Source organism: Candidatus Nanosynbacter sp. TM7-008, from assembly GCF_022828245.2.
Lineage (GTDB): Bacteria > Patescibacteriota > Saccharimonadia > Saccharimonadales > Saccharimonadaceae > Nanosynbacter.
The window spans coordinates 697,898-711,807 of record NZ_CP157587.1 but is presented as its reverse complement, the minus strand read 5'-3'; the positions used below and the strand labels follow the sequence as shown (position 1 = coordinate 711,807).

The following is a 13,910-nucleotide window of genomic DNA, read 5'->3' as shown; positions in this document are numbered from 1 at the left end:
ATATATTGATCAAACTTGTTATACTATTAAATATATGCAGGCTCAAAAGAAGGATTATATATGGAACTCGATAGGGTCATTTTTACAGAGTGCAATTTCTCCAATTCTTCTGATTGTTATTACGCGTCTTAATGGAGTTGGGGATTCTGGGTTATTTTCTTTTGCAATGTCTCTTTCGGTGGTATTTTGGGCTATATCTTTATGGGGTGGTCGAACATATCAAGTATCCGATGTTAAAAAAGATTTTTCTAGTGGTGATTATATTGTAGTACGCTTTATATCATCATTAATTGTAGCGGTTTTTTCTATAAGTTTTTGCATATTAAGCGGATATGATCTTATAAAAACAGAATTAATAATGGTCTTAGTGTCATTTAAGATTTTGGAATCAATTGCTGACTCGATGTATGGGGTATTACAGATTCATAATAGATTGTATATAGTGGGAATTTCTCTAACCATGAAATCTGTTTTCGGCTTCATGCTCTTTACTCTGGTTGATATTTTGACTAAAAATATTATTTATGGCGCTTTATCTATATTTATAGTAAATATAGCAGTGGTTATTTTTTACGATATTCCATGGATGAAACATGTAGAAAGTGTTGGCTTAACTAAGAAAAATATTATGCAAGCTGGAAAAATTATGAAAAAAACCGCAGAGGTGTTTGTTGTAGTTTTTTTAACGATGTTTTCTTTGAATATACCTCGTTATTTTTTGGATAAATATCATTATGACCAAATTGGGTATTTTGGAATAATGGCGATGCCGATCACTTTATTAACTCTATTTATATCATTCGTTCTTCAGCCTAATGTTGTAAATTTATCTGAATTATTGAAAGAGAAAAAGATAAAGGAGTTTACTAAGATTGTTAGTAAGATAGATTTTATAACGTTTACATTGGGAATTTTATTTGTTGTTTCGAGTTATTTAATCGGAGTTTGGGCTCTTAATACTGTTTTTGGTATTGATATAAATAACTTTCGTATAGATTTAACTATTATGGTTATTGGCGCCGTAGCAAATGCTTTTGTGTCAATTTATGTTAATCTATTGATAATTCTACGTCGATTTAAGGGCCAATTTTATACTCTACTCGTCACGAATATTTTGGCAGTGGTACTATCTGTCTATTTAATTGATAGACTGGCTATGTTAGGTAGTGTGCTAGTTTTTATGATAATTAGTTTTTTACAAGCAATCATTCTTTTGTTTATATACAAGAGGTCTCTAAAAAATGTTATAATGCTTAGTGAGGATAAGGTGAGGTATGAGTAAAAAATATATAATTTTAGGAGCGGGCGGGCAATTAGGTAAGGCTTTATGTGCAATGTTCCCAGACGCTAAGGCTCTAACTCATAAAGAGTTGGATATATCTGATGAAGCGCAAGTAAATGCGTTTGATTGGTCTAAGTATGATGTTATTTTAAATGCGGCGGCATTGGTTAATTCTGACGGTTCAGAAACTCTAGAATTAAGAGCTAAAACTTGGTCAGCTAATGCCTATGGTCCACGCAATTTAGCTAAAATTGCAATTGAGAAGAATAAAACTATCGTTCATTATTCTTCTGACTATGTTTGGGATGGGCGAAAAAAGAATCACAAAGATGATGAAGTTGTTGCGCCGCTATTGGTTTACGGACAGAGTAAAGCTGCTGGTGATTTAGTAGTCAGTTTAGTGCCAAAGCATTATATTATGCGAGTATCTTGGGTAGTCGGTGATGGCCACAATATACCAAAAACCATGAAAAAACTGGCAGACATGCGTATTAATCCAAAGGTTGTTGATGATCAATTTGGACGGTTAACTTTCGCTTCAGAAATTGCTAGGGCTACTAAATATTTCTTAGACAATAAAGTGGCGTATGGATCATATAATGTGACTAATGATGGTCCAGTAAAATCATGGTACGAGATTGCTGCTGATGTATTCGAATATGCTGGATATGATCGTAATCGTGTGCATCCAGTTTCCACAGAAGAATATGCGGCAGATAAGCCAGGCTTTGCCCCACGCCCACTTAATAGTGATATGGATTTAGTAAAATTACGTCAAACAGGATTTGCTCCGGCTGATTACACTGACATGTTGAAAGAATATGTTAGACAGCTCCCACTAGATGAATAAGAGATTCGATAATTATGAATAAAGACATTTTAAACGTTTTATATCAGAGTGATGATAATTATGCGGCAGTAAGTGCAATCTCTATCGCATCTTTACTGGAAAATAATAAACACTTAAAGCAGATTAATATTTTTTATCTTGGACACAAGCTTAAAAAAGGCAGTATTAATAAGTTTAACGAAATGATTGGTGGTTATAAAAACGCTACAATTACCTTTGTCGACGTTTCTGGCTATCCTGATGAACTAAAGGAAATAGGCGTTAAGGCTTGGAAAGGGCTATATATAACTTGGTATAAAATGCTGGCATTTGCTAAGCTTGATGTCAAGACGGATCGAATCTTATATATAAATCCGCATACGGTAATTAGTGGCGCTCTTGACGGTCTTTTGGAACTTGACTTTGAGGATAATATTTTGGCGTTATCGTATGACGCAACTATGGTTAATGCTCATAAAAATGCAATCGGTTTAAAATCTACAGACGGATATTTTAACTGCGGAATTATGCTTGTTAATCATAAAAAATGGATAAAAGATAAAATTGATTCTAAGATGCGCGAGCATTTACGACATAATCATTATGAGGTGGCTGACCAAGATCTATGTAATGTCTTTTTTAAGGATAAAATTAAACTAGTTGGCGTTGAATATAATTTTTCTACTGTATTTTATGGTTATGACATCAAAAAATACATTAAAGCTAATGGTTTTATGCCAGAAAGCTTCTATAGTTATAATGAGATTATGGAGGCTTACTATACTCCAAAAATTATTCATTCTCAATTTGGCATAACGGGTCGACCATGGCAGGTAGGAAATGATAATCCAGTCGGCTTATTATGGCGCAAGTATTTGGAGATGACTCCATGGAAGAACGCTAAAATGCCAGAAGCGAAAAAAGATATAAACTGGCGACTTTATAAATTATTGCCACAAGCAGTAGTTGTAAAATTATATGCTTGGGCAGTCAAACGTAAGTTTGCCAAATAAAATATTTCTACCAAAATTTTGACAATAGGCTGTGAGCTCGTGACGTAATGCGAGTTTTTGCGGCGAATGAAGCTTTATTCCAGTTGATACTCTTAAATTTATTGGCGAAATCGTTGTATACTTCTTTTTCTTCGTTAAATCGGATTCCGTTTTTACTCTTTTCTTTACTAGACAATGAGTCTGCAAATCTACGATATTGAAACGTTTCTGTTAACTCGAAACATAGAGAAGCTCCGTCAATTATCATAGTTAGTTCGATAATGACATCTTGAAGAATTTTATATCTTGGATCGAATGAATATTTTTTAAGTGTGCTAGTTCTCCAGACAATAGACGGAAAATAGAGCCAATTGCCATGACAAAGTGACGTAGCGAGTTTTTCTCCTGCTAATACGCAAGTTTTTTTAGGATGTAATAATCGTTTAATCTTATCAACCAAAGGTAGGTATATATTACTTTTGGCATCTATTACCTGAACGCCAGGCTGGTAAAAATCAGCTTCGTTAATATTCTTTAATGCGGTTTCGACGTAATTGGGTAGTAGTTTATCGTCGCATCCCATAATTACACAAAAAGGAGCACTTGCATGTTTGATTGCATAATTAAAATTGTTAGTAATACCTATATTTTTACGGTGTCTAATATATGTGATGCGTTTATCGTTAATCTTACTGTAATAGTTTTTGGCAGTCTCATCTGGATAATGATCATCAAGAATAGTTAGATGCCATGCGTCACTAGTTTGCTCTAATACTGAGTCAACCGCCTGTTTTAATAAAGAAAATTCTCCCCAATATGGAATTATTATATCTATTCTATTTTTCATTTGATAACCTTATGGATAATTCTTGATGTAAATCTCTTAATCTTCGTTCGTTTTGATCAATACGTTGACGCTGATTATTGATTATATAAAATAGTAAAATTATTGCTGTGGTTTGTAATATATCAAATACACTTAATTCTGATGAGTCGAGTGGTGGGTGATTTATTGAAATATTATAAAGCGGGAATGATCCTACTAACACAACCATAATAATTAGCCAGATAATCAGTTGATGTTTGAAGCGTGTTGCGCTGACTCTACGGAGCTTAAATTGGGTGATTATATTAATGAGAGCCGCTAAGATAATCGGCACGTTAAGTAATACAAGAGTGATATATCTCATTCAAATAACTCCGTTAAACGTTGTTTAAATAATCGCTTGACAATATTAATGGCATTCCAGTTGTTTTGTCCTTTGGAGCGGGAATAGTCGGTATAAATAGCTTTAATTGGGTACTCGGCAATATTCATTCCAGACTGTTTGGCACGCCAGATCATTTCAGAGCAAAATTCATATCCAGTAGATTTCCAGTCAAGATTATCGATTGCTTTTCGCGAGTAGATTCGTAGACCAGATTGCGAGTCTGTAACATTAGTTCCGAATAAAACATAAGTAATGAAGCTTAATCCTTTATTTCCTAAAATTTTTGTTTTTGACATGCCATTACTGTTAATTAGTCGACTACCAATCAATAGATCTGTATTAGAGGTGGATATTTTTTTAATTCCAGCTAGAACATCTTCTGGGTCATGTTGACCGTCGGCATCCATAGTGGCGGCAATGTCATAATTATTTTGTCGAGCGTATGCGAGGCCGGTTAATGTGGCGCCTCCAGCTCCGGAATTCAATATATGATCAATAACTATTGCGCCGCCTTTTTTAGCTTGCTCAAGAGTGTCGTCTTTGGATCCGTCATTAATTAGCACGACATCAATAGAATATTCTTTTTTAGCCTCTGAAAATATTTTCTTAGATTTTTTAATAACATTTTTTATAACAGGAGCTTCATTGTAAGCAGGAATGATAATACAAACTTTTTTCATATTATTTATTAATTAACCTTGTAAAATAACTACCATATCCAGATTTAGCAAGTGGTTCGGATAGATTTTTTAGCTGACCTTTAGAAATCCAACCGTTATAAAAGGCGATTTTTTCAGGACTGCCAATAATCCTGCCGGTTCGTTTTTGGATAACTCTAACAAAGTCTGATGCATCAGTTAAGCTGTCGATCGTCCCTGTGTCTAGCCAAACATCTCCATTGTCTAAGGTTTGAACTTGCAATTTACCGCGACGTAAGTATTCTGCATTAATGGATGTAATTTCTAATTCTCCTCGAGCTGATGGCTTTACGTTTTTAGCAATCTCTACTACGTCATTATCATAAAAATATAAGCCGACAACTGCGAAGTGGGATTTTGGGGAAGTTGGTTTTTCTTCAATTGATATTGCCTGATTTTGGTCATCAAATTCAACGACACCATACCTTTCTGGGTCAGATACTTTGTAGGCAAAAACTGTGCCTCCGTCGGGATTTGTGCATTCCCGCAGAGACTCATCTAAACGCTCTCCATAAAATATATTATCTCCCAGCACTAGAGCTACTTTATCGTCACCAATAAAATCTTCACCAATAATAAAAGCTTGCGCCAGACCATCTGGAGTGGGTTGAACAGCGTATTCTAGATTTATACCCCATTGTGATCCGTTACCAAGAAGCCTCTTGAAACCGTCTTGGTCGTCTGGAGTGGTAATTACGAGAATGTCACGAATTCCCGCTTGCATTAATGTGGTAAGCGGATAATAAATCATTGGCTTATCGTAAATAGGCATTAATTGCTTGCTTATAGCCTGAGTAATTGGCCATAATCGCGTACCCGATCCACCCGCTAAAATTATTCCTTTCATAAACCTCCTACTTTTCTGATATAAGTATAGCAAATAGGTGTGTTAATTGACAAAGATAAGATTTATCGTACGAAATATTGGCACATATGGAAACTAATTAAATAATTTACTTAGTTTATCTCGCCAATCTTCTGGCGTAAATCCAGTTTTTTCAATTTTCGTTAAATTCAAAGTACTATTCAAAGGACGTTTGGCTGAACCTGGTTTGTTCGAGAAGTATTCGTCTGTAGAAATTGATCGTACATCTGAAGCTGGCTTGCCTGATTTTTCAAATACTATTTTAGCAATTTCAGCCCAACTAACAAACGGACCTTCGTTGGTTATATTATAAGTTCCATATGGTAGATTTGCGTCTAAAAGATGCTTAATGCCACAGGCTAGGATATCAGTAAAAGTTAACCTGCCGATTTGATCGCTTACTACAGACGGCTTTATGTTGCGTGCCGCTAAATCTTTCATAGTATTTATGAAGTTTTTACCCTCGCCGACAACCCAAGAGGTTCGGACTATATAATGCTTAGCTGTTGTAGATGCGGCTAAATCTCCGTCGGCTTTGGTTTTTCCATAAATATTGAGTGGAGAGAAGGGTTCGTCTTCGTAATGAATTATTCGCGATCCATCAAAAACATACTCAGACGAAACGTGTACTAGAGTTAGATTGTGTTTCGTCGCTGCTTCTGCCAAAAAGCGTACAGCTTGGTGATTGACAAGATCTACTTGATGAAAGTTTTCAGGTTTCTCGGCTGCATCAACGTTAGTCCAGGCTGCGGCATTTATAATGACCGATCCATGTTGCCAATCGAAAGAGTCGACAGCGGTTTTATTGGTAATGTCTAAATCTTGACGCGATAATGCCGTCGCATTGGGAAAAACACGTTGTAGTGCTCGCCCTAGTTGACCATTAGCTCCAGTAATAAATACCGCTTTATTATCCATTAAATCTCCATAGGAATTACATTACTTAATAGTGGATGTGCGGCATCTTTTTCGGAAATAATTGCTTGATCCTTATCAATTGGCCAGTTGATTTTTAATTCTGGATCAAATAAATTAACAAAAGTATATTTAGCGTCCGGGAACCAATGAGCGTCAACTAGATATGTGTAGGCGACATTATCATCAAGTGTTTGATAACCGTTAGCTACGCCTTTAGGAACGAAAATTGCTGTACCCGGATTAATCTCGTGGGTAAATACTCGCCCGAAACTCTCACCTTTACGAAGGTCACACCAAGCCCCAAAAACACGCCCATTGGCTGTTGAAATGAATTTGTTCCAAGGCTCAGCATGAAGACCGCGTGTGGCACCAGTTTTGTCATTGAAGCTGATATTGTTTTGTACGATATCGAACGACGGTAAGCCTAAGGCTTCCATTTTTTCTTTTTGATAGTTCTCTTTGAACCAGCCGCGATTGTCGCCATATACGGGTAATTTAATAACAAACAACCCTGGAATTGACGATTCGGTGACTGTAAGTTCATTGTAGTCGGTTGGGTCAAACATAATTATTGTCCTTGTTTTGCATAAGCTGCTTCAACAGCGTCTTTTTGGGTGCGCCACCAGTCTTCGTGTTCGCGATACCAGTTAATAGTTTGCATTAATCCATCGTGCATGCCGGTTTTATTATCTGTGTATTGCGGTTGCCATCCTAACTCGCGGCGTAACTTGCTGGAATCCATTGCGTAGCGCATATCATGACCTGGACGATCGTTGACATGTTCATACCAATCTTTACCTTTACCCATTAGATCACAAATCAATTCAATCACCATCTTATTATTAACGTGATCATTATCCGCGCCAATGATGTAGGTTTCTCCTAGAACGCCTTTTTCTAAGATTAAATGAACCGCTGAGTTATGGTCATCAACATGGATCCAGTCGCGTACTTGTTCACCGGTACCATAAAGTTTTGGCTTGATATCACTTAAAATATTGGTAATCTGACGCGGAATAAATTTTTCAATATGTTGGTATGGCCCGTAATTGTTAGAGCAGTTTGAGATAGTTGCTTTAATACCAAAACTACGAATCCAGGCGCGAACTAGCATGTCGCTGGAAGCTTTAGTACTAGAGTAGGGACTGGAAGGTTTGTATGGAGTGTCCTCTGTGAAGCGATTTGGATCATCAAGCTCTAGATCACCAAAAACCTCATCAGTTGAGATGTGATGTAGTCTCTTATTATGTTTTCGAATAGCCTCTAGAATGGTATACGTACCAATTATATTTGTTTCAACAAATGGCCATGGATTACGTAAAGAATTGTCATTGTGACTTTCGGCTGCGAAGTGTACAACTATGTCATTTTCAGCGACTAATTTGTCTACTAATTCGGCGTCACAAATATCGCCCTCTACGAATGTAATTTGGTCAGCTACAGTTTCCAAATTAGCACGATTTCCGGCGTAGGTTAATTTGTCGATAACAGTGACTTCATATTCTGGCTTGTGTTTTACGGTATAATGCACAAAATTCGAGCCAATGAATCCCGCGCCTCCCGTGACTAGCATCTTTGTCATAAGTATAGTATATCAGGTATAATAGAGAAGTTATAGAGGAGGATGTTATGAAAGTTGTAATTGTTAGCGGCTATTTTAATCCATTACACGGTGGACATTTAGATATGATTGAGGCAGCTGCAAAAATGGGTGATTATTTGATTGTAGTGGTGAATAATGACAAACAGCAATTGCTAAAAAAAGGAAAAATTATCCTTAATGAAGAAAATCGACTACGCTTAATGCGAGCATTAAAAGGCGTGGATCAGGTGATGCTTTCTATTGATGAGAATCCTCCGGTTACAGAAACCTTAGAGATGATTGCTCGGCAGTATCCGGGATGTCAATTAGTGTTTGCAAATGGTGGTGATAGGTCGGCACCGGAAGTTGTTCCAGAGCGTGATGTTTGCGAAAAGTATAACATTGAAATGGTCTATGGGGTTGGTGGTTCAAATAAAGCAGACTCGTCTACTCGAATTAATCAAGCTACTGGACAGGAAAGCTAACTTCAACTTTTCCGACCATATTTTTCATATATAGCCAAAGTTTGCTCGGCCATGCGCTGCCATGAAAATGTCTTAACGTGTTTCTTGCCTTTTTTAACGAGTTCATTGCGCAACTTGTCGTTGGATAAGATGTCGTCAATTGATTTTGCTATATCCTCGACGCTGAAAGGATCAAAATAGTGAGCGGCATCGCCGTGGGTTTCTGGCAGACAAGTGGCTGTGCTCGAAGCGACCGGTGCGCCGTGTAGCATTGCTTCTAGCCCTGGCAAACCAAATCCTTCACTGAGCGAAGGGAAGCAATAAACTGCTGTATTTTCGTACATCCAGCGCAATTGCTCGTCTGATATAAAGCCGGTAAACACGACGTTTTTAATTCCATGCTCATTTACATATGTCTCGTGGCGAGCGTAATTGCTATCTTTTTTACCTGCCAAAGCCAGTGTTAAATCTGGATATTTTTTCCGCAACAAGGCAAAAGCGTCAATTAGCCGTCGAAGGTTTTTATGTGGCGTCGGTCTACCGATATACATAATGAATTTTTTACCAATCAACTCGTCAACAGGTTTGTTGCCTTTTGGCAGTTCGTCTGCAGATTCCAAAGTTACAGTAATTTTCTCTGGGTTTACGCCGGTGAATTTAATCAAATCATTTTTTACGAAGTTAGAAATTGTGATGATGTGTGAAGATTTTCTGGCAACTTTTTTATTGACCCATTTATAAATTTGCTGCTTAATCCAGAAAACGACAGGATTTTTATCTGGATTTCTAAACCTGACAGTAGTCAAATCTTGCATCGTAGTGACGACTGGGCTGGAATTGTACCAAACAGGCTGCTGAACCATCGCAAAATGAACTAGGTCTGGATGGAGACTTTCAAGTTGTTTTTTAAAGCCGATTTGCTCAGCAAAAGTGTATTCTTTATATGGGCAAATAACTTTCTGAAATCTTGGATTGCTTGGCTGCCAACCATCGAAGTCTTTTGGCTTGAGCAGAATAACATAATCGTTTTTATTATCAATTTTCTGCAAATAATGAATCAGCCGTTCGATGTAGCGACCAGTGCTAGTCCTTAATGTTCGGGCGTCAATTACGATTTTCACGATAATGTTCCTTCCATGATTTATCAACTATATTTTTTATCGCTTTATGGAAAATTGCAGCTGAAAATTCGTTTGCCGTGGCTGAGATTTTTGTTGGTGAAACTTTTTTACCAGGAAGTTTATCTAAGGTTTTTATCAATGAAGAATCTGTTTGCTCAGAAAAGAACCAGCCGTTTTTTTCAGGTTTTATATAATCAAGTGCGCCGCCAGCTTCATACGCAACCACTGGAATACCAGATGCCAACGCTTCAACCGGCGCAATTCCAAAATCTTCGTGCGAACAAAAAATAAACAAATCTGCTTTTTTAATATATTTTTCTCGCGTGGCATTATCGACAAATCCTAAGAAATTAGTATGTTTATCGGCGATATTCTTCAGGTTGTCAACGTCTGGACCTTTTCCAATAATATCTAATTGCCAGCCAAGTTTCTGACAAGCCTTAATAGCGATATCAAGCCGTTTCATTGGCACAATTCGCCCCCAAATCAGACAGCGAGGTTTTTTGGGGATGGACGTTTGCTCGCGATTTTTAACAAGTGGTGAAAAGCTCGACACATCGATCGGCGGAAAAATAACCGTACTTTTTCGCTGGTAAAACTCTTCAATATCAGCCTGAATTCCCGTAGAGTTGGCGATAAAAACATCGACTTGCTGAGCGGCGTTAAAATCTCGTTTTTTCAGTGGTCGGACTAAGGTTTTTAAGCCTAGGCGCGCCAGCCATTGTGGGCGAAAACTTGGCCGTTTGATATATTCGTCATAATGTCGCCAATAAAAATGCGTCGGTGTGTGGCAATAGCAAATATGAAATTGATCTGGTCTGGATTTACGGACGAATTTTGCCTCGCCATTTCCCGAACTGGAGATGATAATGTCAAATTCGCTAAGATCAAGCTTAGCAAACCACCATTGTCTAAGAAGTGGCAATAATCGTCGGATTTTTGAAAACGGCCATCGCTGTAAATAGCCGGTAACGACTTTATTATCTAATCTTTCTCGCCATTCGTCACTACAAAAAGAAGTGTAAATTGGCGCATCTGGGTACAATTTGTGAATTTCCAAAACAACTTTTTCGGCTCCGCCGCCGTAAATCCAGTCGTGAACTATGGCAATTTTTGGCTTACTCATTAATTATCTTTCTGGAAAATAACCAAGCAGGTTTTTAATAAAATCGTGATGTCCATCCAGATACTCCAGTTCTGGACATAGTATAAGTCAATTCGTCGCCGTTCTTCAAAGCTGATGCTGCGTCGGCCAGACACTACAGCAAGTCCAGTTAACCCAGATTTGACCGCTAATAAAACGTGTTTTTTATCGTATGCGCTTAATTCGTGCGGTACCAGCGCTCGCGGTCCGACTAGGCTGATATCTCCTTTAACGACGTTGAATAACTGCGGTAATTCATCAAGGCTAAAGCGACGAATAAATCGACCAACTGGCGTCACACGAAAATCATGATCAAGCTTGTCGCCGTTTTTACGGTATTCTTCAATTAGCTCAGGCTTACCAACCATTCGAAAGACTTCTTCGTCAGTTTTGCCATCAAACTTTGCATAATGCGAGCGGAACTTATAGACCTTAAACGGTCGATTGTAGCGAGTGAGACGTTTTTGCTGTTTGCCGTGCATTAAAATCGGTCCCGCTGGGTCGCTGATTTTTACGGCAATTGCCACCAAAAGCATAATTGGCGAGGCGATAATAATCCCAGCTGTTCCACCGATAATATCCATAATCCGCTTAACAATTCGCCCATAGCCCATTAACGGCGTCGGATGAGTGTGAATTAGCGGCACGGAGTCGATGATATCAATAGTGTGCTTGGTGGTCATAATTCCGTCGAATTCCGGCGCTTGATAAAAATCCAGATAATGTTTCTGGGCAATTTGATAATGTTCACTAACGTTTTTTGAGTCGGTTTGGATGATGACGTCAATTTTATCTCTGGTGAGCGCCGATTCTAATGACGAGCGTCGAAGCTTTTTTAGTTCAATAGGAATGAACTGGGTTTGTGCAACAATTCCGCTAATCTTAAAGCCAGTTAACGGATTAGTTTCTATAAAATCAGCCAGAACGTGAGTTAAATCACAATTGCCAATTAATATAACACGGCGAGCTCCTAAGCCGCGCTTTAATAACTTCAGACGAACAATATTGGCGGCGCTGCGGAAAATCATTAGTAGAACAAAGCCAATTCCAGTGGCATAACCAGCGACAAGCTTGGCTGGGAATAACGGAGTGTTGGTAAAGAACGTCACGGAAATCATTATCATAATTCCAGTTATTGATGCCAAAAGTATTCGTCCAAAGTTTCGCAATGGGTGCGTGTAAATCTCTCGGTCGTATAGACCAAAGAAATAGAACATCACAATCCACAATGGCAACGTCATAAAGATGGAAGTGATAAAATCTATAGCGTTGATGCTGATATGAAATGGTCTAGGATCCAGGGAAATTCGCAAAATATAGGCAATAGTAAATGCGCTCAATAAAGCTAAGATATCAAGAACGACTAGAACAATTTTGAAGTAAAAATCAGACTTTTTCCGCATAATCTCTGGGGTAATTATACAAAAATATGCCGATTATAGCAAAACAATGAATCGTATTTATAAAACTGCCAAAAAACCAGAAATGCACAAACATCGCGATAGTTAGAGATAAGATAAATTGAGCTTTAATTTTACGAATATTTTTTATGGCGAAAAATATGATTATCAACGGGGCAATTAGAAGGGCGAATAGCCCGATGATTCCTAAGCCGCTGAGTAATAATATGTAAAAAACGTAGACTGTTTGGTCCGCTGGGACGTTTACGTGAAGGTGTTTTTGGATGAAATTACCGAGATTGCCGAGTCCGACGCCGAAGAAGAACGTTCGCGGCGATGACAGCCAAGATTTTATGGCTAAGTCACTGGCGCTAAGTCTGTCGTTGGCGGAAGCTTCAACGAAACCGGCAGGCTGGAAAGAATTGTTGCTTGGCGGAATGTTTTCGGCGGGTTTTGGTGACGGATTTTTGGTGACGGATTTTTGCGGAATCTTAATTTTCCCGAGAGATAATTGATCGACCATACTGACGAAGGTATTGTGCGCAATGAAAGGTGTATTGGCGTATCTAATGTTGGCTGATGAGAATAATAAGATGAATCCGAATAGTAATCCAGCGAAGATGATTGGAAGTTTTTTACGAATAAAAGATACGTCAATTCGTTTTACAAAAGCGATTATAAATAAGGCTATTATGGCGATAAAAATTGCTAAAAATCCGCCACGGGAAAATGTTAAAGATATGGCGAGAGTTGTGAAAAATAGGCTAAATTTGGCTAGGCGAGATTTTGATTGAAAGAGTGCAAGGAAGAATGCTGGAAGTAGAGAATTGGCGAAGAATTGCGGTTCGGCGGCGAATAAATTAATTCGCGGAAATCCAAAAACGTCGGCTTTGCAGCCAGCGCAAAGCGTGCCAAATCCCGTAGGCTCAAAAGTGGCGACGATGAGCTGAATGATTGCTAAAATCCCAAAAACTAGCCCGCTCCATAATCCGACGCTGATAAGTCTGCGTTTTTCTGATTTTGACAATTCGCCGTAAATTAAGCCAGTGGATAATCCGACGACGAGTAAGAATAATAGCGACAATGAATATAACGCGGTGCGTAGGCGTGCTTCTGCGAAGAATATGCCGACGATGATGGCGATAAAAATTGCCAAAAATCCGCCAATTAGCCATCGGTTTTTTAACAATTCTTGGCGTTTTTTAAGTAGTAATGGCAAGGAAAATAACAGTAGGCTTACGGCAACGATTTGATATAATCCTACCCGCAGCGACGGGAAGTCCAGAATTGATAAGCCGACGCTGGGATGCAGGGCGAAGCCGCCTCCAAAAATAATAGCCAATAGCCAGAATCGAACGTCGTTAATGTATTTTTTTGCCATATTTTAAGTATAGCGTATGGTGT

The 13,910-nt window shown here is 38.3% G+C and carries 12 protein-coding genes and 1 pseudogene; 4 read left to right on the top strand and 9 right to left on the bottom strand.

Translation table 11 applies throughout. The features are described from left to right. Positions 1-34: 34 nt before the first annotated feature. From LRM48_RS03870 to LRM48_RS03860, 3 genes are read left to right on the top strand one after another with little or no spacing between them, the layout of a single operon-like run. Positions 35-1,282: a lipopolysaccharide biosynthesis protein gene (locus LRM48_RS03870; protein ID WP_243812151.1), complete on the top strand. Its 1,248-nt coding sequence runs from the start codon at positions 35-37 to the stop codon at positions 1,280-1,282. After that, positions 1,275-2,132 carry an SDR family oxidoreductase gene (locus LRM48_RS03865; protein ID WP_243812152.1) on the top strand — a complete coding sequence of 286 codons (858 nt, stop codon included), beginning with the start codon at positions 1,275-1,277 and terminating at the stop codon, positions 2,130-2,132. The genes LRM48_RS03870 and LRM48_RS03865 overlap by 8 nt, the downstream gene beginning before the upstream one ends. A 14-nt stretch (positions 2,133-2,146) precedes the next feature. Beyond that, the gene (locus LRM48_RS03860) at positions 2,147-3,124 is read left to right on the top strand and encodes a glycosyltransferase family 8 protein (protein WP_243812153.1); all 978 of its coding nucleotides are present in this window, start codon (positions 2,147-2,149) and stop codon (positions 3,122-3,124) included. 7 nt (positions 3,125-3,131) lie between these two features. Here the strand turns inward: LRM48_RS03860 and LRM48_RS03855 are convergent, their stop codons facing one another. The 5 genes and pseudogenes from LRM48_RS03855 to rfbB all read right to left on the bottom strand — a co-directional run bounded on the left by LRM48_RS03855 (position 3,132) and on the right by rfbB (position 8,377). Next, positions 3,132-3,950 (bottom strand): glycosyltransferase family 2 protein, encoded by an 819-nt coding sequence (locus LRM48_RS03855; protein ID WP_243812154.1) that lies wholly within the window; start codon positions 3,948-3,950, stop codon positions 3,132-3,134. Positions 3,951-4,289: 339 nt separating this feature from the next. After that, complete coding sequence (locus tag LRM48_RS03850; RefSeq protein ID WP_243812155.1) at positions 4,290-4,994, bottom strand: glycosyltransferase family 2 protein; 705 nt, start codon at positions 4,992-4,994, stop codon at positions 4,290-4,292. Position 4,995: 1 nt separating this feature from the next. Further along, entirely contained in the window at positions 4,996-5,859 is an 864-nt protein-coding gene (gene rfbA, locus LRM48_RS03845; RefSeq protein WP_243812156.1) for a glucose-1-phosphate thymidylyltransferase RfbA, read from the bottom strand. A 93-nt stretch (positions 5,860-5,952) separates the two neighbouring features. Further along, a pseudogene (locus LRM48_RS03840) lies at positions 5,953-7,361 on the bottom strand (sugar nucleotide-binding protein). A gap of 2 nt (positions 7,362-7,363) precedes the next feature. Then, a complete protein-coding gene (rfbB, locus tag LRM48_RS03835) occupies positions 7,364-8,377 on the bottom strand; it encodes a dTDP-glucose 4,6-dehydratase (RefSeq protein ID WP_129744734.1) in 1,014 nt (337 codons plus the stop codon). Between the two features lie 47 nt (positions 8,378-8,424). On the opposite strand from rfbB, the gene LRM48_RS03830 reads away from it, so the two are divergent. Beyond that, the gene (locus tag LRM48_RS03830) at positions 8,425-8,862 is read left to right on the top strand and encodes an adenylyltransferase/cytidyltransferase family protein (RefSeq protein WP_129631885.1); all 438 of its coding nucleotides are present in this window, start codon (positions 8,425-8,427) and stop codon (positions 8,860-8,862) included. Positions 8,863-8,864: 2 nt separating this feature from the next. Here the strand turns inward: LRM48_RS03830 and LRM48_RS03825 are convergent, their stop codons facing one another. From LRM48_RS03825 to LRM48_RS03810, 4 genes are read right to left on the bottom strand one after another with little or no spacing between them, the layout of a single operon-like run. Next, complete coding sequence (locus tag LRM48_RS03825) at positions 8,865-9,962, bottom strand: glycosyltransferase (protein ID WP_129744735.1); 1,098 nt, start codon at positions 9,960-9,962, stop codon at positions 8,865-8,867. Then, a complete protein-coding gene (locus LRM48_RS03820) occupies positions 9,946-11,088 on the bottom strand; it encodes a glycosyltransferase (protein ID WP_243812159.1) in 1,143 nt (380 codons plus the stop codon). The genes LRM48_RS03825 and LRM48_RS03820 overlap by 17 nt, the downstream gene beginning before the upstream one ends. After that, positions 11,088-12,509 (bottom strand): sugar transferase, encoded by a 1,422-nt coding sequence (locus LRM48_RS03815; protein WP_129744737.1) that lies wholly within the window; start codon positions 12,507-12,509, stop codon positions 11,088-11,090. Before LRM48_RS03815 ends, LRM48_RS03820 begins: the two co-directional genes overlap by 1 nt. Next, positions 12,493-13,887: an O-antigen ligase family protein gene (locus LRM48_RS03810; RefSeq protein ID WP_243812160.1), complete on the bottom strand. Its 1,395-nt coding sequence runs from the start codon at positions 13,885-13,887 to the stop codon at positions 12,493-12,495. Before LRM48_RS03810 ends, LRM48_RS03815 begins: the two co-directional genes overlap by 17 nt. Between the last annotated feature and the right edge of the window lie 23 nt (positions 13,888-13,910).